The organism is Pseudomonas sp. 273 (genome assembly GCF_029201425.1).
Lineage (GTDB): Bacteria > Pseudomonadota > Gammaproteobacteria > Pseudomonadales > Pseudomonadaceae > Pseudomonas > Pseudomonas delhiensis.
Map to the genome: position 1 here is coordinate 1294531 of NZ_CP116775.1, position 21566 is coordinate 1316096.

Consider the following 21566-nt stretch of genomic DNA (forward strand, 5'->3'; position numbering starts at 1 on the left):
CGGCGCAGCCGGCAAGACAGTTGCTCCTACGCCTGCACCCGACCGTAGGGCGAATAACCGTTCGCGGTTATCCGCCGCAGGCTCCAGCGCCGGAGTCGAGGGCAATGGCGGATAACGCCGTAGGCGTTATGCGCCCTACCTGTCCGACATTGCCTTCGCACCGTGGCCGAAGGCTCTATCCCGCACCTTCCAGCCCGCTACGACTAAAGTCGTCTGGAGGCCTTGCACCAGAGTCCTAAAGTGGGGATCGACGACATCCGCGTCATCCCCCGCTGTGAGGACAAGAACAAAATGAACGACAGCATCTACCAGCGGATTGATACCAATCCGCGCTTCAAGGAACTGGTGGCCAAACGCGAGCGATTCGCCTGGCTGCTCTCACTGATCATGCTGGGCCTGTACGTGGCCTTCATCCTGCTGATCGCATTCGAACCGCAAGTGCTGGGTGCCAAGGTGAGCCCCGATTCCTCGGTGACCTGGGGCATTCCCATCGGCGTCGGGCTGATCGTGTCCGCCTTCGTCCTCACCGGCATCTACGTGCGCCGCGCCAATGGCGAGTTCGACCGCCTGAACCAGGAAGTCCTGAAGGAGATCCAGCAATGATCGCCCGCCTGTTCGCGGCCCTCGGCCTGGCCGCCTTCGCCCCCGCCCTCTGGGCCGACGCCCTGACCGGCGACGTGCAACGCCAGCCGATCAACATCCCGGCGATCGTCATGTTCGTCGCCTTCGTCGGCTTCACCCTGTGCATCACCTACTGGGCCTCCAAGCGCAGCAAGTCGGCCGCCGACTTCTATACCGCCGGCGGCAGCATCACCGGCTTCCAGAACGGCCTGGCGATCGCCGGCGACTACATGTCCGCCGCGTCCTTCCTGGGTATTTCCGCGCTGGTGTTCGCCTCGGGCTACGACGGCCTGATCTACTCCATCGGCTTCCTCGTGGGCTGGCCGATCATCCTCTTCCTGATCGCCGAGCGCCTGCGCAACCTCGGCAAATACACTTTCGCCGACGTGGCCTCCTACCGCCTCAAGCAGAAGAACATCCGCACCCTGTCCGCCTGCGGCTCGCTGGTGGTGGTGGCCTTCTACCTGATCGCGCAGATGGTCGGCGCCGGCAAGCTGATCGAGCTGCTGTTCGGCCTGAACTACCACGTCGCGGTGGTCATGGTCGGCATCCTGATGGTGCTCTACGTGCTGTTCGGCGGCATGCTCGCCACCACCTGGGTACAGATCATCAAGGCCGTGCTGCTGCTGTGCGGCGCCTCCTTCATGGCGATCATGGTGCTCAAGCACGTCAACTTCGACATCAGCGCGCTGTTCTCCGAAGCCATCAAGGTACACCCCAAGGGCGAGGCCATCATGAGCCCCGGCGGCCTGGTGAAGGACCCGATCTCGGCCTTCTCCTTGGGCTTCGCGCTGATGTTCGGCACCGCCGGCCTGCCGCACATCCTGATGCGCTTCTTCACCGTCAGTGACGCCAAGGAAGCCCGCAAGTCGGTGTTCTTCGCCACTGGTTTCATCGGCTACTTCTACATCCTGACCTTCATCATCGGCTTCGGCGCCATCGTGCTGGTGAGCACCAACCCGGCCTTCAAGGACGCCGCCGGCGCCCTGATCGGCGGCAACAACATGGCCGCCGTGCACCTGGCCGACGCCGTGGGCGGCAGCCTGTTCCTGGGCTTCATCTCCGCGGTGGCCTTCGCCACCATCCTCGCGGTGGTCGCCGGCCTGACCCTGGCCGGTGCCTCGGCGGTGTCCCACGACCTGTACGCCAGCGTGATCAAGGGCGGCAAGGCCAACGAGAAGGACGAGCTGCGCGTGTCGAAGATCACCACCGTCGCCCTGGGCGTGGTCGCGATCATCCTCGGCATCCTGTTCGAGAAGCAGAACATCGCCTTCATGGTCGGCCTGGCCTTCTCCATCGCCGCCAGCTGCAACTTCCCGGTGCTGCTGCTCTCGATGTACTGGAAGAAGCTGACCACCCGCGGCGCCATGATCGGCGGCTGGCTGGGCCTGATCACCGCGGTGGTGCTGATGATCCTCGGCCCGACCATCTGGGTGCAGATCCTCGGCCACGAGAAGCCCATCTACCCGTTCGAATACCCGGCGCTGTTCTCCATGGCCGTGGCCTTCGTCGGCATCTGGTTCTTCTCCATCACCGACAAGTCGGCGGCGGCGGACGAGGAGCGCGCACGCTTCTTCCCGCAGTTCATCCGCTCGCAGACCGGCCTGGGCGCCAGTGGCGCGGTAGCCCACTGATGCCTCGCGGCTGACCCCGACGAAGCCGGAGGCCCGCCTCCGGCTTCGCCTTTTACGCACTGCCACAAGGGGCTCGCGATGCCCGAGAGCTTCAACTTCTCCGCGCCGCCGTTCGACCAGCTGCGCGCGAGCGAGCGCCAGGCCTTCGCCGAGGCCCTGAGCGTCGCCTACTACACCAGTGGCGAGACCGTGCTCGAAGCCGGCGCCGCGGTGCCCTGCCTGTTCATCGTGCTCAAGGGCGTGGTCGAGGAGCGCGGCGAGGACGGCAAGCTGTTCGCCCAGTACGCCGGCGACGACCTCTTCGACATCCGCGGGCTGTTCTCCGGCAGCAGCAAGCACGACTACCGTGCGGTGGAGGAGAGCATCCTCTACGAACTGCCGGCCAGCACCTTCCACCAGCTGTGCGGCGACAACCCCGGTTTCGCCCGCTTCTTCCAGGCCGACCTCGCGGCCAAGCGCCAGCTGGCGCGGCGCGACGGGCAGAACCTGGCCGAATTCATCCTTACCCGCATCGCCCGCGAGCACCTGCTGCCGGCCCTCGAGGTGGACGCCGGGCTGCCCCTGGGCGACGCCGCGCGCCTGCAGCTCAGCCACGGCGCCGACGCCCTGCTGGTGCGCAGCGCCGGCGAGCTGGGCATCGTCACCCGCACCGACCTGATGCGCGCGCACTTCCGCGACGGCCGCGCCGAGGACGAGGCCATAGGCCCGCTCGCCCACGGCCCGCTGGCCAGCGTCGAGCTGGGCGACTTCCTGTTCGATGCCATGATCCTCATGACGCGCCTGCGCATCGAGCGCGTCGCGGTGCGCGAGGACGGCGAAATGGTCGGCCTGCTGCACCTGACCCAGGTGCTCAGCCTGTTCTCCACCCACTCCCACGTGCTGGCGCTGCGCATCGCCCGCGCCGAGACCGAGGAGGAGCTGCGCGCCGCCGCCGAGACCCTGCACACCCTGATCGCCACCCTGGCCGGCAACGGCATCCGCCTGCGCTTCATCATGCAACTGGTCGGTGCGCTCAACGAACAGCTGCTCGAACGTCTCTTCGAACTATTGATACCGCCGCCGTTGCGCAGCCGCTGCTGCCTGGTGGTGATGGGCAGCGAAGGCCGCGGCGAGCAGTTGCTCAAGACCGACCAGGACAACGCCCTGATCCTCGCCGACGACTTCCCCCGGGAGCAGGCCCTGGCGCTGATGCAGCGCTTCAGCGATGCCCTGCTGGCCTGCGGCTACCCGCCGTGCCCCGGCGGCGTCATGGCCAGCCATGCGGACTGGTGCAAGCCGCTGGCGGCCTGGCAGCGCGAGCTGAACACCACGGCCCTGGAAGGGCGCCCGGAGCAATTGCTGCGCCTGTCGATCCTCGCCGACGCCTGGCCGGTGGCCGGCAACCGCCAGCTGTTCGAGAGCCTGCGCCAGGGCCTGCTGGGCTTTGCCGCGGACGGCGAGCGCTGGCTGGCGGACATCGCCGTGGCGGCCCTGCAGTTCGACACGCCGCTGACCTTCCTCGGCCAGCTGAAGACCCGCGAGGAACACCTGGACATCAAGCGCGGCGGCATCTTCCCCATCGTCCATGGCTGCCGCGTGCTGGCCCTGCGCGAGGGCCTGGAGGTCCGCGGCAGCCTGGCCCGGCTGGAGGCGCTGCAGGCGCGCGGGGTGCTCGACGAGGGCCTGGCGGAAAACCTCGCCGAGGCCTTCGAACTGTTCCTGCAACTGCGCCTGACCCAGCAACTGGCCGGCGAGCGCGACGGCCGCCAGCAGGGCCTGGACGTGGCCCGCCTGAGCCGCCACGAGCGCGACATGCTGCGCTTCGGCCTGCACGCGGTGAAGAAATTCAAGCAGAGCCTGGAAAGGCAGTTCCACCTGGAGAGCCGATGAACGCCCTGGTGAAGATTCCCGACCAGCACTGGTCCGGCTGGCGCCGCCGGCTGTACTGGTACCTGCACGCCCCGGAGGAGGCCGAGGAAATCGTCTCCCTGGACCTGGAGACCACCAGCCTCGACCCGCGCAAGGCGGACATCCTGAGCATAGGCGCGGTGCTCATCCGCCGCGGCAAGCTGGTGCTCGGCGAGCGCCTGGAACTGCTGGTGGAGCCGCCGGCCAGCCTCGACGGCGAATCGATCCGCATCCACAAGCTGCGCCGCGCCGACCTCGAAGGCCAGCTGCCGCTGGACGAGGCGCTGCGCCGGACGCTGGCCTTCATCGGCGACCGCCCGCTGCTGGGCTACTACCTGTCGTTCGACGTCGCCGTGCTGCGCCGCCACCTGCGCGAGCGCCTGGGCGAGGCCCTGGTCAACCCGCGCATCGAGGTCTCCGCGCTGTACCAGCGCAAGATGGCGCGGCGCTACCCGGACCTGCACCTGGACCTGCGCTTCGACACCCTGGCGCGCACCCTGGGCATCCCCGTGGAAGGCCGCCATACGGCGCTGGGCGATGCGCGCAGCGTGGCGCTGATGTTCCTGCGCCTGCGCAAGGGCTCGCTGCCCGACCTGCAGCACTGAGCGCCGGGCCCGCGGCGCAGAAAAACTGAATCCCGGCGCAGCGGCGCCAGTCCCAATAGCAGGTGGGCAGCCCCGTGCGCTGCCCGTTCCGCGGACGCGGGCCCGCAGCGCAGGCCCGCCGCCCGACTGCCTACGGGAGACGCACCATGGGAACCATTCTGCTGGTCATCCTCATCCTTCTGCTCATCGGCGGCCTGCCGGTGTATCCCTATTCACGCAGCTGGGGCTACGGGCCCTCGGGGATCCTCGGCGTGGTCCTGGTGGTGTTGCTGGTCATGCTGTTGCTGGGCTACGTGTAGCGTGAACCCTTCGCGGTTCGCCGCAGGCTGGAGGGGCGCAAAGTGATCCAGGACACAGCCGGGCATCCCTCCACGTCCTACCATGATGGCCTTTTGGGGGACGGGGGAAAGGGAATGCTCGGAGTCGTACTGGTCGCCCTGGGCAGCCTGTGGCTGCTCGGCCAGTTGTTCAGCGGCCTGGTGGCGCTGCCGGCGGCGGACTGGCTGGCGCGGGAGAGCGATCCGCAACGCTACTGGCAGTTCGTCTACTTCGCCCCCGCCCTGTTGCTGGCGCTGGGGGCCTTTCTGTTGCGCTACCGCGTGCACTCGTTCGCCGGCCTGCGCCGCGAGAAGGTCAATTGCGCGACCTTCCTGCTGATCTTCGCGGGCGTCGCCCTGGTCCTCGGGAAGCTTTCCTGCCTGCTTCTTCCATTGTTCTGAAGGCCGCGTCCGCCCTGGCTGTGGCGCCGGTTTGCCGGCGCCATTCAGCAGCCTGATTAAAGCGCAGCGCGGGTGGAGCCTTGGCTACACTGCCGGACAATTCCCCGGACAAGACAAGGCAACCCCCTATGCAAAACCGCATGATGATCACCGGCGCCGGTTCCGGCCTGGGCCGCGAAATCGCCCTGCGCTGGGCCCGCGAAGGCTGGCGCCTGGCCCTGGCCGACATCAACGACGAAGGCCTGGCCGAAACCCTGCGCCTGGTGCGCGAGGCCGGCGGCGACGGCTTCACCCAGCGCTGCGACGTGCGCGACTACAGCCAGCTCACCGCCCTGGCCCAGGCCTGCGACGAGAAGCTCGGCGGCATCGACATCATCGTCAACAACGCCGGCGTGGCCTCCGGCGGCTTCTTCGAGGAGCTGTCGCTGGAAGACTGGGACTGGCAGATCTCCATCAACCTGATGGGCGTGGTCAAGGGCTGCAAGGCCTTCCTGCCGCTGCTGGAGCGCAGCCACGGGCGGATCATCAACATCGCCTCCATGGCGGCGCTGATGCAGGGCCCGGCGATGAGCAACTACAACGTGGCCAAGGCCGGCGTGGTGGCGCTCTCGGAGAGCCTGCTGGCCGAGCTGAGCCTGGTGGACGTGAAGGTCCACGTGGTCTGCCCGTCGTTCTTCCAGACCAACCTGCTGGACTCCTTCCGCGGCCCCAGCCCGGAAATGAAGAGCCAGGTGGGCAAGCTGCTGGAAGGCTCGCCGATCAGCGCCGCCGACATCGCCGACTACATCCACCAGGAAGTCGGGCGCGGCAGCTTCATGATCCTGCCCCACGAGCAGGGCCGCCTCGCCTGGCAGGTCAAGCAGCAGAACCCGCAGGCGATCTACGACGAGATGACGCGCATGGCGCAGAAGATGAAGGCCAAGCAGCGCAGTCCGGCCTGAGTTTCTGCACCGCTTCGGTGCAAGCGAAAACAGGGCTTGCCCAGGGCGGTGCAAAAGCGTAGTTTGGCTTCACCGGCCTGCCTGCCGATGTATGTTGGACCCCAGTGAAAGCCCCGCCTCCATCGCGGGGCTTTCGCTTTTCCGGGCCGGCCACGCAACATTGCCGCCTGCTGCTTTCCCGGCGCCGGCGCCTGTGCTAGAAGGCAGCGTCGTCCACAGGGAGTCTCAGCGTCTTGCAGTCCGAATCCATCGTCTATGGTTGCATCCGCGACTGGCCCGGCGACTCCATGGAGCGGCGCCTGCGCCGCGCGGCCAACCGCAAGGTGCTGGACAGCCTGCCGGTGGGCGAGGCCTGGCCGTTCCTCGGCCGCGAGATGTTCAGCCGCTGCGAGCAGGAAGGCGCCGGCCTGTACCAGTCGCAGGTGATCCACTTCGGCGCCAGCTACCCGGCCATCGAATACGAGTGGAACCTGTGGGTGGAACAGTTCGAGGCACTGCTCAAGCGCCTGTACTGGGCCAGCGCGGTGGTCCACCTGGAAACCGAACTCAACGGCTGCCACACCTTCCGCTGGGAATCCGAACGCGGCTTCCACAGCCCCCGGGAAGGCGACCTGCGGGTACGCTGCGCCTGGGAACGCGAGGGCGGCCTGCGCGGCTGAGCCCCAAGGAAAGCGAGATGCTCAACTACCTCTGGTTCCTCCTCGCCGCCTTCTGCGAGATCGCCGGCTGCTACGCCTTCTACCTCTGGCTGCGCCTGGACCGTACGCCCCTGTGGATAATTCCCGGATTGTTCAGCCTGCTGTGCTTCGCCCTGCTGCTGACCCGCGTCGAGGCGGCCTATGCCGGACGCTCCTATGCGGCCTATGGCGGCATCTACGTGGCCGCGTCGCTGTTCTGGCTGGCCTACGTGGAGAAAAGCCGGCCGTTGTGGAGCGATTGGCTGGGCGTGGCGCTGTGCATCGTCGGCGCGAGCGTGGTGCTGCTGGGGCCGAAGCTGGCGCCTTGATGGAGGCTGGCTTTTCGTAGGAGCGAGCTTGCTCGCGAATGGTGTTTGCCGGGGATTTCAGGTGCTGGGCTTTAGAGCACCCTCTCCCCAGCCCTCTCCCTGAAGGGAGAGGGGGCCGTTCGGTGTCTGGGGTGGTTTCTATGCCCGCCGGCAATGCTGGAGTTGCCGGCAAGCACTGTCGTTTCGGTATGCACGGATAGCTCCCTCTCCCTTCAGGGAGAGGGCGGGGGAGAGGGTTGCAAGGGTCAGCTGAGCACCAGGAGCCAGGTTCGCGAGCAAGCTCGCTCCTACGAAAAGCAGCCCCCTCAATCCTCCAGCCACTCCTTGGGCACTTCCACCTTGAGCATCAGCTGGCACTGCTGGCTCTCCGGGTCGAACACGATCACCGCCTCGCCGCGCTTGAGCGCGTGGCGGGCGCGTTCGACGCGGGTGGCCAGGGGCGTGTCGTCGCCGTTGTCGGTGCCTTCGCGGGTGACGAAGTCTTCCAGCAGGTTGTTGAGGGTCTCGGCTTCGAGCAGGTCGTGGGGGATCAGCATGGCGGACATTCATCGGCATGGGGCGGAACAGGCGGCGATTCTAGTCGCGCGCGGGCTTGCCGGCGAGCCCGGGGCGCCTCAGTGGCGCCCCTTCTCGTCGTCCTTGCCGTTGTCCAGCAGCTCGCCCACCGGTTGCACGTGGGTGGTGCTCTCCATGTGCACCGGGTGTTCCAGCTGCTTGCTGAAGCGCTCGATGGCGCCTTCCTGGGGCTCGGCGTCGCTGTCGAACACCGGCGGGCTGAGCAGGTAGGCGCAGAGCAGCCGGGCCAGGTTGGACAGGCTGTCGATGTGGGTGCGCTCGTAGCCGTGGGTGGCGTCGCAGCCGAAGGCCAGCAGGGCAGTGCGGATGTCGTGGCCGGCCTCGATCGCCGACTGGGCGTCGCTGTGGTAGTAGCGGAACAGGTCGCGGCGCACCGCCACCTCGTGGCGCTCGGCCAGGCGCAGCAGGTGCCGGGAGAGGTGGTAGTCGTAGGGGCCGCCGGAGTCCTGCAGGGCCACGCTCACCGCGTGCTCGCTGGAGTTCTGCCCCTCGGCCACCGGGGCGATGTCGATGCCGACGAATTCGCTGACGTCCCAGGGCAGGGCGCCGGCCGCGCCGGAGCCGATCTCCTCGGTGATGGTGAACAGCGGGTGGCAGTCGATGGGCGGTTCCTGGCCGCTTTCCACCACCGCCTTGAGCGCCGCCAGCAGCGCCGCCACGCCGGCCTTGTCGTCCAGGTGGCGGGCGCTGATGTGGCCGCTGTCGGTGAACTCCGGCAGCGGGTCGAAGGCCACGAAGTCGCCGATGGACACGCCCAGCGCGGCGCTGTCGGCCGGGCTCACGGTGTAGGCGTCCAGCCGCAGCTCGACGTGGTCCCAACTGATCGGCAGGCTGTCCACCGCGGTGTTGAAGGCGTGCCCGGAGGCCATCAGCGGCAGCACGCTGCCGCGCAGCACGCCGTTGTCGCAGAACACGGTGACGCGGCTGCCCTCGGCGAAGCGGCTCGACCAGCAGCCCACCGGGGCCAGGGCCAGGCGGCCGTTGGGCTTGATCTCGCGGACGATGGCGCCGATGGTGTCCAGGTGCGCCGAGACCGCGCGGTCCGGGCTGTTGCGCCGGCCGGCGAGGGTCGCGCGGATGGTTCCGCGGCGGGTCATCTCGAAGGGGATGCCGATCTCCTCCAGGCGCTCGGCCACGTAGCGCACGATGGTGTCGGTGAAGCCGGTGGGGCTGGGGATGGCGAGCATCTCCAGCAGCACCCGCTGCAGGTAGTTGAGGTCCGGTTGCGGCAGTCGGCTCATGCGGGCACCTCGCGTTCCAGGGGTTCGCGGCTGAGCGGGAAGAGCAGGTCGAGGAAGCGCTCGGCGGTGGGTTGCGGCTCGTGGTTGGCCAGGCCCGGGCGCTCGTTGGCCTCGATGATCACGTAGGCCTCGCCTTCCACGTCGGGCACCAGCAGGTCCAGCCCGGTGACCGGGATCTCCAGCGCCCGCGCGGCGCGGATGGCGGCCTCGCGCAGGGCCGGGTGGAGCTTGTCGGTGACGTCTTCCAGGGTGCCGCCGGTGTGCAGGTTGGCGGTGCCGCGCACGGCGAGGCTGCGGCCCTCGGGCAGCACGTCGTCGTAGCCGAAGCCGGCGGCGTGCAGGGTGCGCTCGGTCTCGCCGTCCAGCGGGATGCGGCTTTCGCCGCCGGTGGCGGCCTGGCGCCGGCGGCTCTGCGCCTCGATCAGCTGGCGGATGCTGTGGCGGCCGTCGCCGATCACCGTGGCCGGGTGGCGCACCGCCGCGGCCACCACTTCGTAGCCGATCACCAGCACGCGCAGGTCCTGGCCGGGGTGGTAGCTCTCCAGCAGCACGCGGCCGTCGAACTGGTGGGCATGCTCGATGGCCGCCTCGACCTCCTCGATCTTCGTCAGGTTCACCGCCACGCCCTGGCCCTGCTCGCCGTCCACCGGCTTGACCACCAGCGCGCCGTGCTCGGCGAGGAACGCGGCGTTGTCCCTGGCGCTGCCGGCCAGGCGCTGCTGCGGCTGCTTCAGCCCGGCGCGGGCGAGGGCGCGGTGGGTCAGGCGCTTGTCCTGGCAGAGGGTCATGCTCACCGCGCTGGTCAGGTCGCACAGCGACTCGCGGCAACGGATGCGCCGCCCGCCCTGGGTCAGGCTGAACAGCCCGGCGGCGGCGTCCTGCACCTGCACCTCGATGCCGCGGCGATGGGCCTCGTCGACGATGATCCGGGCATAGGGGTTCAGGCCCTGCTCGGGGCCCGGGCCGAGGAACAGCGGCTGGTTGATGCCGTTCTTGCGCTTGATGGCGAAGGTCGCCAGTTCGCGGAAGCCGAGCTTGCGGTACAGCGCCTTCGCCTGCTGGTTGCTGTGCAGCACCGACAGGTCGAGGTAGGCCAGTTCGCGGCTCATGAAGTGCTCGATCAGGTGGCGCACCAGCGCCTCGCCGACGCCCGGGCGGCTGCACTGCGGGTCCACCGCCAGGCACCAGAGGCTGGAGCCGCGCTCGGGGTCGTGGAAGGCCTTGGTGTGGTTCAGGCCCATGACCGCGCCCACGGCGTTGCCGGTGGCGCTGTCCTCGGCCAGCCAGTAGGTGGGGCCGCCCTGGTAGTGCGGGGTGAGCCGCTCGGCGTCCACCGGCAGCATGCCGCGCGCCAGGTACAGGCGGTTGACCGCCGCCCAGTCGTCCTCGCCGTGCACCCGGCGGATGCGGAAGCCGCGGAAGGAGCGGTGCGCCGGCCGGTAGTCGGTGAACCACAGGCGCAGGGTGTCGGAGGGGTCGAGGAACAGCTGCTGCGGGGCATGGGCCAGCACCTGCTGCGGCGCCGCCACGTAGAGCGCGATGTCGCGCTCGCCGGGGCGCTCGTTGAGCAGCTCGGCGGCCAGCGCGTCGGGTTCGGCGAAGGTGTGCCCGATCAGCAGCCGGCCCCAGCCGCAGTGCAGGCTGTGGGGCTCGCAGCCGGGCTGCTCGTGGTCCTCGGCGAAGCGCGCCTGCAGGCGCTGGTAGGTCGGCACCTGGCCACGCAGCAGGCGCTGGTTGTGCGGATGGGGCAGGTTGAAATGGCTTTTCATGGTTCGCTCCCTGGTGGGCGGGCCGCCGGTACGGTGCCGGCGGCCCGCGCGCTGCTGGCTGGGTCAGATTCCCTGTTCGGTCAGCCAGAGGTTGAGGGCGGCCAGCTGCCAGAGCTTGGAGCCGCGCAACGGGGTGAGGTCGTCCTGCGGGCTGCCGAGCAGGCGGTCGATCTGCGCCGGCTCGAACAGGCCGCGGTCCTGGCTGGGGTCCAGCAGCAGCTCGCTGACCCAGGCACGGGTGTTGCCCTGCAGGTGCTTGAGCCCCGGCACCGGGAAATAGCCCTTGGGCCGGTCGATCACCTCGGCCGGGATCACCCGCCGCGCCGCGGCCTTGAGCACCTGCTTGCCGCCGTCGCCGAGCTTGAAGCGCGCCGGGATGCGCGCCGAGAGCTCGGCCAGGCGGTAGTCGAGGAACGGCACGCGGGCTTCCAGGCCCCAGGCCATGGTCATGTTGTCGACGCGCTTGACCGGGTCGTCCACCAGCATGATGGTGCTGTCCAGGCGCAGCGCCTTGTCCACTGCATCGCTGGCGCCGGGCATGGCGAAGTGCTCGGCGACGAAGGCCTGGGCCACGTCCTCCACGCGCATGGCCGGGCGCACGGTGCTCTGGTATTCGCCATGGCTGCGGTCGAAGAAGGCCGCGCGGTAGGCATGCAGCGGCGAGGCGGCGTCGACCATGGGCGGGTACCAGTGGTAGCCGGCGAAGAGTTCGTCGGCGCCCTGGCCGCTCTGCACAACCTTGCAGTGCTTCGATACCTCTCGGGCGAGCAGGTAGAAGGCGATGCAGTCGTGGCTGACCATGGGCTCGCTCATGGCGCGGAAGGCCGCCGGCAACTGCTCGATCACCTCCTTCTCGGCGATGCGCAACTGGTGGTGGCGTGTGCCGTAGCGGCGGGCGATGAGGTCGGAGTAGTGGAACTCGTCGCCGCGCTCGCCGCCGGCATCCTCGAAGCCGATGGAGAACGTCAGCAGGTCTTCCACCCCGGCCTCGTGCAGCAGGCCGACCAGCAGGCTGGAGTCCACCCCGCCGGAGAGCAGCACGCCCACCTCGCGGGCCGCGCGCTGGCGGATGCCGACGGCTTCGCGCAGGCTGTCCAGCACGCGGTCTTCCCAGTCTTCCAGGCGCAGTTCGCGCTCGTCCTCGCGGCAGCCGTATTCCAGGCGCCACCAGCAGTGCTGCTCGCTGCGGCCGTCGGCGTCGATGCTCATCCAGGTCGCCGGCGGCAGCTTGCGCACGCCGTTGAGGAGGGTACGCGGGGCGGGCACCACGGCGTGGAAGTTCAGGTAGAGGTTGAGCGCCTCGGCATCCAGGCTGGTGTCGACGCCGCCACCCTGCAGCAGCGCCGGCAGGCTTGAGGCGAAGCGCAGGCGCTGGCCGTCGCGGGCGAGATACAGCGGCTTGATGCCCAGGCGGTCGCGGGCGATGAACAGCCGGCGGGCGTCACGCTCCCAGATGGCGAAGGCGAACATGCCATTGAGCCTGGGCAACAGGTCCTTGCCCCAGGCGTGGTACCCCTTGAGCAGCACCTCGGTGTCGCCGCCGGAGAAGAAGCGGTAGCCCAGCGCTTCCAGCTCCTTGCGCAGCTCGGGGTAGTTGTAGATGGCGCCGTTGAACACCAGGGACAGGCCCAGGGTGGTGTCGATCATCGGCTGGCCGGAGGCTTCGGCCAGGTCCATGATCTTCAGACGGCGGTGGCCGAGGGCCACCGGCCCTTCGCTGTGGAACCCCCAGGCGTCCGGGCCGCGGGGGGCGAGATGGTGAGTGATGCGTTCGACCGCCGCGAGGTCGGCCGGTTGCTCGTCGAAACGTAGTTCTCCTGCTATGCCGCACATTTTCCTTACCGGTTCTCCGTTGGGGATGAATGGGGGTCAGGCCGGGGCCCTTTTTTCGTGTTAACAGAAAGACTGTTTCATGTGAAAGTAGTTCTATGATTTTTTTATGAAAAAATGCCTGATGAGTTCGGATAATTGATTATGGCTGAAAGGAATATGTCCACGGAGGGCGCCTACGCGCTGTCCATGTTCCAGGCCCTGCGGCGGCTGCAGCAGGGTAGCGAGGTGCATGCCAAGCGCCTGGGCCGCTACGGCGGGCTGACGCCGCTGCAGCTGCTGATCCTGCAGGTGCTGCTGGTGGAGCGGGAGATCACCGCCAGCCGCCTGGCCAAGCGCGTGAGCCTGTCCCAGGCCTCGCTTTCCGGCGTCCTCGACCGCCTGGAGAGCCGTGGCCTGCTGGCCCGCCGGCGTGACGAGCAGGACAGGCGCAAGCAATGGCTGCTGCTGGAAGACGCCGGCCGCGACGCGCTGCAGTCGGCGCCGCCGCTGCTGCCGGAATACGTGCTGGCGCGCTTCGCCGAGCTGCCCGAGTGGGAGCGCCATGCGGTATTGGCGGGGTTGCTGCGGGCGGCGGAACTGTTCGAGTTGCCGGAGGAGGAAGAAGAGGAGTGAGGGGCCACGTCATGGCCTGGCTGGGGGGCTGATCGCGGACGGAGTCCGCTCCTACAGGTTGCCGAGGCACAGCATTTCCCCGTAGGAGCGGACTCTGTCCGCGATTCGCGCGCAGGGCGCGCTCCTACAGGAGAATGGCGTGGGTGGGGCACTGTAGGGCGAATAACCGTTCGCGGTTATCCGCCGTTGGCTGGAACACCGGGGCCGGCGCCCATGGCGGATAACGCCGTAGGCGTCATGCGCCCTACGATGTCGCCATTACCCTTGGCCTTCATGCCAACAGCTTCTGCGCCGCCAGCGACAGGCTCACCGCCAGCAGCATCACCGCGAAGATCCGTTGCAGGGTCGCCCCGCCCAGGCGCAGGGCCAGGCGGTTGCCGGCCAGCACGCCGAGGGCGCCGCCGGCGGCCAGGGCCGCCAGCAGCGGCATGGGCGGCTGGGCGTGGCTGAGGTAGAGCAGGAAGCCACCGCCGGAGACCAGGGCGATCACCGCCATGGAGGTGGCCGTGGCCGCCAGCATCGACAGCGGGGTGAACCACAGCAGCCCCGGCACTATCAGGAAGCCGCCGCCGACCCCCATCAGCCCCGAGAGCAGCCCCACCGCCAGGCCCAGGCCGAGCAGCGGCGCGTTGCCCGTGGCCTGGCCGGCGGTTTTCGGCATGGCCGCGCCGCGCCACATGCGCCAGGCCGACCACAGCACCAGGGCGCAGAAGCCGAGGATCAGCACCGCGTCGGGGATGAAGCGGCCGAGCCACTGGCCCAGGGCGTTGCCCGGCCAGCCGGTGAGGGTCAGCCAGAGCAGCGGGCGCCAGGCCACCTGGCCCTGGCGTGCGCGGGGATGGCGCCGATCAGGGCGGACAGCGCCACCGCGCCCAGGCTCACGCCGATGGCGTCGTGCAGCGGCAGGTGCAGGCTCAGCAGCAGCGGCAGCGCCACCAGCGAGCCGCCGGCGCCGGTGAGGCCCAGCAGCAGGCCGAGGATCAGGCCGATGGCGGTGGATTCGAAGAGCAGGGCATCCATCTGGCTCGGGGCTCCGGTGGTCCGGTGGCGCGGGGTGATCAGGACTTCTGGCCGCGCACCAGCTCGCGCAGGAAGAAGCGGTTGGGATGGCAGGCCTCGGCCACGGCACGGGGCAGGGGCAGCGGCTCGTCGTCCAGCCAGGCCGCCAGCAGTTCGCCGGCCAGCGGCGCGCTGATCAGCCCGCGGGAGCCGTGGGCGCTGTTCAGGTACAGGCCGTCGAGCCAGGGACAGGGGGTATCCGGCACCTGGCGGGCATCCTTGGCCAGCACGGCGTAGGCTTCGGCGAAGGCTTCGCGCGCGGCCAGCGGGCCGATCAGCGGCAGGTAGTCCGGGGTGGTGCAGCGGAACGCGGCGCGGCCTTCGAGGGCCGCCGGGTCCTGCGGGCCCAGGCGCTGCAGCAGGTCCGGGGAGATTTCCCGCAGCAGGTCGAGGTTGCCCTGGTGCTCGGCGACGGTGGGCTGCAGGTCGTCGCTGTGGAAGTCGAAGCTGGCGCCCAGGGTGTGTTCGCCCAGGCGCGGTGGGGCGACGTAGCCCTCGGCGCAGACCACGGTGCGCAGCGCCGCGCTGTCGGTGGTGGCCGGCAGGCGGCTGATCTGCCCGCGGATGCGCTTGAGCGGCAGGCTGGCCGCGCCGGGGAAGGCGCGCACCTCGGCGGCGGTGGCGAGGATGGCGACCGGCGCGCTGGCCAGGCGCCGCTCGCCACTGCAGGCATGCCACTGCCCGTCTTCGCGCTCCAGGCGCACTTCATGGCCGCTCAGCAGCTCGATGTCCGGGTGTTCGGCCAGGGCCCGGCACAGCGCCGGTGGATGCGCCCAGCCGGCTTCGGGGAAGAACAGCCCGCCAGCCGGCAGGGCGATGCCCGCGCGGACCTCGGCTTCTTCCTTCGACAGGGCTTGCAGCAGGTCTTCGGGGAAGGCTTCGGCCAGCGTCGCCTGGCGCTTGCCCTCGGCCTCGTCGAAGGCCAGCTGCAGCACGCCGCAGGCGTCCCAGTCGGTGCCGCGCCGCAGGCGTTCCAGCAGCCGGCGGGTATGGCCGAAACCGGCCAGCACCAGGCGCGACAGCGCCGTGCCGTGGGCCGAGAGCTTGAGGTAGAGCACGCCCTGGGGGTTGCCCGAGGCTTCCGCGGCCAGCTCGCCATGGCGTTCCACCAGGCTCACCCGCCAGCCGCGCGCGGCCAGGCTGGCGGCCGTGGCGCAGCCGGCCAGGCCGCCGCCGACCACCAATGCACGGCGCTCGCCCGCGGGCGCCGGCGGGCGCGCGTACCAGGGCCTGGCGGCGTCCTGCGGTTGGCCCTGGAACTGGCCTACCAGCATCTCGCGCTTCTGCCCGAAGCCCTTGACCCGCTGCATGGCGAAGCCGGCGGCGATCAGCCCGCGACGGACGAAGCCGGCGCTGGTGAAGGTGGCGAGCGTCGCGCCGGGGGCGGCCAGCCGCGCCAGTTCGGCGAACAGCGGCTCGGTCCACATCTCCGGGTTCTTCGCCGGGGAGAAACCGTCGAGGAACCAGGCGTCGATGCGCGCGTCCAGCTCCGGCAGGGTTTCCAGCACGTCGCCTACCAGCAGGGTGAGCACCACCCGGCCACCGGCGAAGACCAGGCGCTGGAAGCCGGGGTGGATGGCGTGGTACTGCGCCAGCAACTGCTCGCTCCAGGGCCGCAGTTCGGGCCACAGGGCCAGGGCGCGGACCAGGTCGTCGCGGCGCAGCGGGTACTTTTCCACGCTGACGAAATGCAGACGCGCGTCCGCCGGGGCCAGGGCCTCGAACTGGCGCCAGGCGCAGAGGAAGTTCAGGCCGGTGCCGAAGCCGGTCTCGCCGATGCACAGGCGCCCGCCCGCCGGCAGTGCGGCGAAGCGCCGCGGCAGCTGGTTGCCGTCGAGGAACACGTGGTGGGTTTCCGCCAGGCCCGAGGCACGGGAGAAGTACACGTCGCCGTAGGCGCGCGACAGGGGCTGGCCGTTGTCGTCCCAGTCGAGCTGGGCGCTGTGGATATCGGGCATGGGCGTACCGGCAGTAAAGCGAAGCGCGCATTTTAGCCGATCCCCCGCGCAGACAGTCTGCGTCACATCCGCTACCTTCAATGCAACCCGCAGTCAGGAGGCAGTGCATGTTCGAATCCGCCGAGATCGGCCATTCCATCGACAAGGAAACCTACGAGAGGGAAGTCACGGAGCTGCGCGAAGCCTTGCTGGAGGCCCAGTACGAGCTCAAGCGGCAGGCGCGGTTCCCGGTGATCATCCTGATCAACGGCATCGAGGGGGCCGGCAAGGGCGAGACGGTCAAGCTGCTCAACGAGTGGATGGACCCGCGGCTGATCCAGGTGGACAGTTTCCTCTGGCCCACCGACGAGGAACTCGCGCGCCCGCCACAATGGCGCTTCTGGCGGCGCCTGCCGCCCAAGGGGCGCACCGCGATCTTCTTCGGCAACTGGTACAGCCAGATGCTCCACGCGCGGGTCAACGGCGACATCAAGGACAGCCGCCTGGACGTGGCCATCGACGCCGCCGAGCGTTTCGAGCGCATGCTCTGCGACGAGGGCGCGCTGATCTTCAAGTTCTGGTTCCACCTGTCGAAGAAGCAGCTCAAGGAGCGCCTGAAGACCCTGGAGAAGGACCCGCAGCGTTCCTGGCAGCTGAGCGAGATCGACTGGCAGCAGAGCGAGGTCTACGACAAGTTCGTGCGCTACGGCGAGCGCGTGCTGCGCCGCACCAGCCGCGACTACGCGCCCTGGTACGTAGTCGAGGGCGTGGACGAGCGCTACCGCAGCCTGACCATCGGCCGCACCATCCTCGAAGGCCTGCAGGCGGCGCTCGACGTCAAGGACCGGCCCCGCCGCCAGCCCCACGCCGCGCCGCTGGTGGCCAGCCTGGACAACCGCGGCCTGCTCGACAGCCTCGACCTGAGCCTGGCGTTGAGCAAGGACCAGTACAAGACCCAGCTGGCCCAGGAGCAGGCGCGCCTGGCCACGCTGATCCGCGACAAGCGCTTCCGCCAGCATTCGCTGATCGCCGTGTTCGAGGGCAACGACGCCGCCGGCAAGGGCGGCGCCATCCGCCGCGTAACCGACGCCCTGGACCCGCGCCAGTACCACATCGTGCCCATCGCCGCGCCCACCGAGGAAGAACGCGCCCAGCCGTACCTGTGGCGCTTCTGGCGGCACATGCCGGCGCGCCGGCAGTTCACCATCTTCGACCGTTCCTGGTACGGCCGGGTGCTGGTGGAGCGCGTCGAGGGCTTCTGCCCGCCGGCTGATTGGCTGCGTGCCTACTCGGAGATCAACGACTTCGAGGAGCAACTGGTGGAGTTCGGCATAGTGGTGGTGAAGTTCTGGCTGGCCATCGACAAGGACACCCAGTACCAGCGTTTCAAGGAACGCGAGAGCATTCCCTTCAAGCGCTACAAGATCACCGATGAAGACTGGCGCAACCGCGACAAGTGGGACCAGTACGTCGACGCGGTGGGCGACATGGTGGACCGCACCAGCACCGAGATCGCGCCCTGGACCCTGATCGAGGCCAACGACAAGCGCTTCGCCCGGGTCAAGGTGCTGCGCACTCTCAACGATGCGCTGGAGGCGGCGTACAGGAAGGACAAGTGAAGGAGGCGAGGCGGCGATGGTCTACGTGCAACGCGATGAGAACGGCCGCCTGGTGCGGGTCGAACGCGAACCCTTCGCCGGCGGCCAGGGCGTGCCGGCCGACGACCCCGAAGTGCTGGGCTGGCTGAGCGGGGCGCTGGACGCGCGCCTGCAGTCCCTGCAGCGCTCGGACCTGGAACTGGTGCGGGTGATCGAGGACCTGGTGGGCGTGCTGGTGAGCCGCGGGCTGATCCGCTACACCGACCTGCCCGAGGCGGCCCGGCGCAAGCTGGAGGACCGCGCCACCACCCGCGCCGGGCTGGATGGGCTGGGCGCCCTGGTGGAAGAGGAAGACGAGCGGTTGTTCTGAGGGCCCTGCGCGGCCGGCGGAGCCGATCGCGGACGGAGTTCTCCTACAGGTGGAATGCGAACCTGTAGGAGCAGGCCCTGCCTGCGATTTCGCGCGCAGGGCGCGCTCCTACAAAGGCACGGTGTATGGGCAACCCGTAGGAGACTCTGTCCGCGATAGGCCGGGCCCCATTGCGAAATCGCAGATGAATCCGCTCCTACGGGGCGGGTGGCACGGTTTCCGACTGCACCGAAGCGCTCTTCGTAGGATGGGTTGAGCCTTGGCGAAACCCATGCGGTCGTGGCGATGGGTATCGCTTCGCTCAACACCATCCTACGGAACCACAACTCTCCCCGGCGCGGACGCCGTCCGCGATTTCGCCCTAGCCCTCTTCCCCCCACGGCGCCGGCGCGCCGATCAGGCGGCCCATGGCCCCTTGATCCCCATCTCGCGCAGTACCCGCAGTTCCCCCTCGCTTTCCACCATCTCCGCGATCAGCGGCAGGTCGATGCTGTTGGTGGCGCGGAACACCGCCTCGATGAACAGGCGCTTGGCCTGGTCCTGGTCGATGGCGCGGATGTAGCTGCCGTCGAGCTTGAGGTAGGCCAGGCCCAGGTGGGTGAGGTTGCCGATCAGGCTGAAGCGCCCGCCGAAGTGCTGCAGGCCGAGGCTCGCGCCGGTTTCGCGCACGGCCTGGCCGAGCTGCTCCAGCTCGGCCGGCGGCGGCAGGTAGCGTTCGTCCAGCTCCAGGGTCAGCAGGGCGGCCTGTTGCGGGTTGGCCTTGATGGCATCGAGCAGTTGCCGCAGCGCCCGGGGCTCGCGCACGCTGGCGGCCGACAGGCTCAGGGCCAGGGGCTCGGGGTGCCTCGCCAGGTGGGCCAGGGCGTGTTCGAGCATGGCCTGGTCCAGGCGCGCCGCCCAGCCGAAGCGCTCCACCCAGGGCAGGAACTGCCCGGCGGCCACCGCCTGGCCCTGCGGGTCGAGCAGCCGCGCCAGCAGCTTGCGCTGCAGCAGGGCGCCGTCGGCGCAGCCGCGCACCGGCTGGAACCACAGTTGCAGCTGGCTCTTCTGCAGCGCGCTGTCGATCCAGGCGTGCCAGGCGTGGCTGTCCTGGGCCGGCTGGCCGCTGGATTCGTCGAGGCGCTGCCACGGCCGTTCGGCGCTGGCCTGGGCGCTGGCCAGGGCCTGGTCGGCGCGGGCCAGGACGCCGGCCGCCGCCTCGCCCGGGCGGAAGGCCGCCAGGCCCAGGTGCGCCACTGGCTGGACGTCGCTGGCGCCGGTGCGCTGGAGGCTTTCCAGCTGGTCGCTGAGGGCTTCGGCCAGGCGCTCGGCGCCGTTGCCGTCCAGCCCCGGGGCGAGCAGGGTGAACTCGCCGCCGCGGCTGCGCGCGGCCAGCCAGTCGGGCTTGCCGTGCTGGGCCTGGGTGCCCTGCAGCAGGCCGGCCACCTCGCGGATCAGCGCATCGGTGCGCTGGCCGCCCAGGCGCTGGTTGAGCCCGGCCAGGTCGTTCAGGCGCAGCAGCAGCAGGTAGCCGGCGGCGCTCTGCTCGCCGGGCGTCAGCTGGGCTTCCAGGCGGGCGTCGAACAGCCGGCGGTTGGCCAGGCCTGAGAGGCTGTCCTGGTAGGCCTCCTCGCGCAGTTTCTCGCTGCGCGAGGCTTCCTCGGCGAACAGCGCCTTGAGCTTCTCGACCATCTGGTTCATCGCCTGCACCACCCGGCGCAGCTCCGGGGTGCGCGGCTCGCGGGGCAGGGTGAGGAATTCGCGGCGGGTGATGGCCCGGGCCTGCTGCACCATCTGGTCCAGCGGGCGCAGCTGGGCGCGCAGCAGCCAGCCGCCGAGCAGGGCGCTGACCACCCCGCAGCCGAGCAGCCAGGCCAGGCTGCCCAGGGCGCCGTCCCACAGCCGCGCCAGGGCGAATTGCGGGTGGCTGACCACCTCGACCCGCGCCGCCTGTTCCCAGCCGCGCATGATCAGGGCGTCGCCACCCTCGGCCTTGAGGTCCACCAGGCGGGCGAACCAGCCAGGCACCTCGCCGTTGCCGGGGGCGGCCTTGCGTTCCACCAGCACCTGGCCGTCGGCGATGCGCACCACGCGGATGCTGGCGAAGTAGCCGCTGTCGAAGATGGAGCTGACCATCAGCTCGATCATCGCCGGGTCGTCGACGTGGGGCGTCAGCGACAGCCCCAGGGCGGTGGCGGCGTCCTGGGCGTGGGAGCGCAACTGGCTGATCAGCTGCTCGCGGGAACTCTCCAGGCTGGTGGCGAAGCTGCCGGCGAAGGCCACCACCAGGAACAGGCAGATGGCCAGGAAGAGTTGCTTGAGTAGCGACATGCATGCCTCCTAGCGCGTCTCGTCGAGGACCAGCCCCTCGCCGCGCATCTTGGTCAACAGGTCCTGCCAGCGCGACAGCTGCTTGCTGCTGCCGCTGCGCTTGCCGCCGCCGGGGCCGGGCAACCACAGCCCCTCGGCGTTGAAGGCGTAGACCGGGAGCAGGTCCTGGCGCTGCGAGGCGGGGCGGATCTGCGGGATGAGGTTGTCGAGCACCAGCGGCTCGGCGTCGGCTCTGGCGTACCAGGTCAGCACCATGTGCGCCTGGTTCAGGCGCAGCGCCTTGACGTAGGTGATGCGCAGCCGCTCGCCGGGGATGCCGAGCTGGCGCAGGGTGACGTACTTGGCGATGGCGTAGTCCTCGCAGTCGCCGGCGCCCTTGTACAGCGCCTCGACGGGCGTCGCCCAGTAGTCTTCCTGGCCCCACACGCTGCGGTCGTCGCGGAAGGCCAGGCTGGCGTTGAAGAAGTCGTTGGCGGCCTTGAGCTTGCCGGCCTCGTCCAGGCCCTGGCTGCGCTGCAGCAGCTCGCCCCAGTCGCGGATGCGCTGGCGCGCCGGGCCCAGGTCGCCCCAGCGCTGCTCGGCCTTGCGCAGGATGGCGTCGAAGTCCCACTGCGCCTGGAGGCCCAGGGCCAGGACGAGGAGCAGCGCCAGGCCGGCCCCGGACGGGCGGACGAACAGCCGGAGGGCTCCTTGCAGTGGCCGCATCGCCGGGGCTCCAGGGGGAATGAGTGAAGTCTAGGCGCTGGGTGGCGGCTGTCGATGGCGGCGAAACTGTCAGCATTGTCATCTTCGGGTCAGGGTGGGGTCCCGCGGCCTGGCCTATAAACGCAGGATGCGGTCCGCCGGGC

18 protein-coding genes and 2 pseudogenes are annotated in these 21566 nt (G+C 69.5%); 12 read left to right on the forward strand and 8 right to left on the reverse strand.

Features of this window, described 5'->3' with window-relative positions; genetic code table 11:
- Positions 1–291 precede the first annotated feature (291 nt).
- The 9 genes from PKO50_RS06375 (at position 292) to PKO50_RS06415 (ending at position 7413) form a co-directional block, all read left to right on the forward strand.
- Positions 292–603: a DUF485 domain-containing protein gene (locus tag PKO50_RS06375; RefSeq protein ID WP_089393139.1), complete on the forward strand. Its 312-nt coding sequence runs from the start codon at positions 292–294 to the stop codon at positions 601–603.
- Positions 600–2255, forward strand: coding sequence for a cation acetate symporter (locus PKO50_RS06380; RefSeq protein ID WP_275629151.1), 1656 nt, complete (start codon positions 600–602; stop codon positions 2253–2255). The genes PKO50_RS06375 and PKO50_RS06380 overlap by 4 nt, the downstream gene beginning before the upstream one ends.
- 78 nt (positions 2256–2333) lie before the next feature.
- Complete coding sequence (locus PKO50_RS06385) at positions 2334–4124, forward strand: DUF294 nucleotidyltransferase-like domain-containing protein (protein WP_275629152.1); 1791 nt, start codon at positions 2334–2336, stop codon at positions 4122–4124.
- A complete protein-coding gene (locus PKO50_RS06390; protein ID WP_109936638.1) occupies positions 4121–4747 on the forward strand; it encodes a 3'-5' exonuclease in 627 nt (208 codons plus the stop codon). The genes PKO50_RS06385 and PKO50_RS06390 overlap by 4 nt, the downstream gene beginning before the upstream one ends.
- 146 nt (positions 4748–4893) lie before the next feature.
- Positions 4894–5046: a DUF3309 family protein gene (locus tag PKO50_RS06395; protein ID WP_009620484.1), complete on the forward strand. Its 153-nt coding sequence runs from the start codon at positions 4894–4896 to the stop codon at positions 5044–5046.
- A gap of 114 nt (positions 5047–5160) precedes the next feature.
- A complete protein-coding gene (locus PKO50_RS06400) occupies positions 5161–5466 on the forward strand; it encodes a hypothetical protein (protein WP_089393064.1) in 306 nt (101 codons plus the stop codon).
- A 128-nt stretch (positions 5467–5594) separates the two neighbouring features.
- Complete coding sequence (locus PKO50_RS06405) at positions 5595–6407, forward strand: SDR family oxidoreductase (protein WP_275629153.1); 813 nt, start codon at positions 5595–5597, stop codon at positions 6405–6407.
- 233 nt (positions 6408–6640) lie between these two features.
- The gene (locus PKO50_RS06410) at positions 6641–7066 is read left to right on the forward strand and encodes a hypothetical protein (protein WP_089393062.1); all 426 of its coding nucleotides are present in this window, start codon (positions 6641–6643) and stop codon (positions 7064–7066) included.
- A 17-nt stretch (positions 7067–7083) separates the two neighbouring features.
- Entirely contained in the window at positions 7084–7413 is a 330-nt protein-coding gene (locus PKO50_RS06415; RefSeq protein WP_089393061.1) for a YnfA family protein, read from the forward strand.
- 305 nt (positions 7414–7718) lie between these two features.
- On the opposite strand, the gene PKO50_RS06420 is transcribed toward PKO50_RS06415, so the two are convergent.
- The 4 genes from PKO50_RS06420 to PKO50_RS06435 form a co-directional block, all read right to left on the reverse strand.
- The gene (locus PKO50_RS06420) at positions 7719–7949 is read right to left on the reverse strand and encodes a YheU family protein (protein ID WP_109937343.1); all 231 of its coding nucleotides are present in this window, start codon (positions 7947–7949) and stop codon (positions 7719–7721) included.
- A 78-nt stretch (positions 7950–8027) separates the two neighbouring features.
- Entirely contained in the window at positions 8028–9230 is a 1203-nt protein-coding gene (locus PKO50_RS06425; RefSeq protein WP_275629154.1) for an osmoprotectant NAGGN system M42 family peptidase, read from the reverse strand.
- Positions 9227–10999: an N-acetylglutaminylglutamine synthetase gene (gene ngg, locus PKO50_RS06430; protein WP_275629155.1), complete on the reverse strand. Its 1773-nt coding sequence runs from the start codon at positions 10997–10999 to the stop codon at positions 9227–9229. The genes PKO50_RS06425 and ngg overlap by 4 nt, the downstream gene beginning before the upstream one ends.
- A 63-nt stretch (positions 11000–11062) precedes the next feature.
- Positions 11063–12832, reverse strand: coding sequence for an N-acetylglutaminylglutamine amidotransferase (locus tag PKO50_RS06435; protein ID WP_275629156.1), 1770 nt, complete (start codon positions 12830–12832; stop codon positions 11063–11065).
- A 141-nt stretch (positions 12833–12973) separates the two neighbouring features.
- On the opposite strand from PKO50_RS06435, the gene PKO50_RS06440 reads away from it, so the two are divergent.
- Entirely contained in the window at positions 12974–13444 is a 471-nt protein-coding gene (locus tag PKO50_RS06440; protein ID WP_275629157.1) for a MarR family transcriptional regulator, read from the forward strand.
- Between the two features lie 271 nt (positions 13445–13715).
- Here the strand turns inward: PKO50_RS06440 and PKO50_RS06445 are convergent.
- Positions 13716–14464 (reverse strand): annotated as a pseudogene (locus tag PKO50_RS06445) (sulfite exporter TauE/SafE family protein).
- Positions 14465–14502: 38 nt separating this feature from the next.
- Positions 14503–16461 (reverse strand): bifunctional tRNA (5-methylaminomethyl-2-thiouridine)(34)-methyltransferase MnmD/FAD-dependent 5-carboxymethylaminomethyl-2-thiouridine(34) oxidoreductase MnmC, encoded by a 1959-nt coding sequence (gene mnmC / locus PKO50_RS06450; RefSeq protein WP_275629158.1) that lies wholly within the window; start codon positions 16459–16461, stop codon positions 14503–14505.
- A 107-nt stretch (positions 16462–16568) separates the two neighbouring features.
- On the opposite strand from mnmC, the gene pap reads away from it, so the two are divergent.
- Both pap and PKO50_RS06460 read left to right on the forward strand, forming a co-directional pair.
- On the forward strand, positions 16569–18059 hold the full coding sequence (gene pap, locus PKO50_RS06455; protein ID WP_275629159.1) for a polyphosphate:AMP phosphotransferase: 1491 nt from the start codon (positions 16569–16571) through the stop codon (positions 18057–18059).
- Positions 18060–18075: 16 nt separating this feature from the next.
- Positions 18076–18408: a tryptophan synthase subunit beta gene (locus PKO50_RS06460; protein WP_109933603.1), complete on the forward strand. Its 333-nt coding sequence runs from the start codon at positions 18076–18078 to the stop codon at positions 18406–18408.
- Positions 18409–18769: 361 nt separating this feature from the next.
- Here the strand turns inward: PKO50_RS06460 and lapD are convergent.
- Both lapD and lapG read right to left on the reverse strand, forming a co-directional pair.
- Positions 18770–20718 (reverse strand): annotated as a pseudogene (gene lapD, locus PKO50_RS06465) (cyclic di-GMP receptor LapD).
- A gap of 9 nt (positions 20719–20727) precedes the next feature.
- Entirely contained in the window at positions 20728–21423 is a 696-nt protein-coding gene (lapG, locus tag PKO50_RS06470; protein ID WP_109933605.1) for a cysteine protease LapG, read from the reverse strand.
- Between the last annotated feature and the right edge of the window lie 143 nt (positions 21424–21566).

Bases quoted from the DNA above. Each gene is read 5' to 3' on its own strand.
- PKO50_RS06375 (WP_089393139.1), top strand. From the start codon at position 292: ATGAACGACAGCATCTACCAGCGGATTGATACCAATCCGCGCTTCAAG.
- PKO50_RS06380 (WP_275629151.1), top strand. From the start codon at position 600: ATGATCGCCCGCCTGTTCGCGGCCCTCGGCCTGGCCGCCTTCGCCCCC.
- PKO50_RS06385 (WP_275629152.1), top strand. From the start codon at position 2,334: ATGCCCGAGAGCTTCAACTTCTCCGCGCCGCCGTTCGACCAGCTGCGC.
- PKO50_RS06390 (WP_109936638.1), top strand. From the start codon at position 4,121: ATGAACGCCCTGGTGAAGATTCCCGACCAGCACTGGTCCGGCTGGCGC.
- PKO50_RS06395 (WP_009620484.1), top strand. From the start codon at position 4,894: ATGGGAACCATTCTGCTGGTCATCCTCATCCTTCTGCTCATCGGCGGC.
- PKO50_RS06400 (WP_089393064.1), top strand. From the start codon at position 5,161: ATGCTCGGAGTCGTACTGGTCGCCCTGGGCAGCCTGTGGCTGCTCGGC.
- PKO50_RS06405 (WP_275629153.1), top strand. From the start codon at position 5,595: ATGCAAAACCGCATGATGATCACCGGCGCCGGTTCCGGCCTGGGCCGC.
- PKO50_RS06415 (WP_089393061.1), top strand. From the start codon at position 7,084: ATGCTCAACTACCTCTGGTTCCTCCTCGCCGCCTTCTGCGAGATCGCC.
- PKO50_RS06420 (WP_109937343.1), bottom strand. From the start codon at position 7,949: ATGCTGATCCCCCACGACCTGCTCGAAGCCGAGACCCTCAACAACCTG.
- PKO50_RS06425 (WP_275629154.1), bottom strand. From the start codon at position 9,230: ATGAGCCGACTGCCGCAACCGGACCTCAACTACCTGCAGCGGGTGCTG.
- ngg (WP_275629155.1), bottom strand. From the start codon at position 10,999: ATGAAAAGCCATTTCAACCTGCCCCATCCGCACAACCAGCGCCTGCTG.
- PKO50_RS06435 (WP_275629156.1), bottom strand. From the start codon at position 12,832: ATGTGCGGCATAGCAGGAGAACTACGTTTCGACGAGCAACCGGCCGAC.
- PKO50_RS06440 (WP_275629157.1), top strand. From the start codon at position 12,974: ATGGCTGAAAGGAATATGTCCACGGAGGGCGCCTACGCGCTGTCCATG.
- mnmC (WP_275629158.1), bottom strand. From the start codon at position 16,461: ATGCCCGATATCCACAGCGCCCAGCTCGACTGGGACGACAACGGCCAG.
- pap (WP_275629159.1), top strand. From the start codon at position 16,569: ATGTTCGAATCCGCCGAGATCGGCCATTCCATCGACAAGGAAACCTAC.
- PKO50_RS06460 (WP_109933603.1), top strand. From the start codon at position 18,076: ATGGTCTACGTGCAACGCGATGAGAACGGCCGCCTGGTGCGGGTCGAA.
- lapG (WP_109933605.1), bottom strand. From the start codon at position 21,423: ATGCGGCCACTGCAAGGAGCCCTCCGGCTGTTCGTCCGCCCGTCCGGG.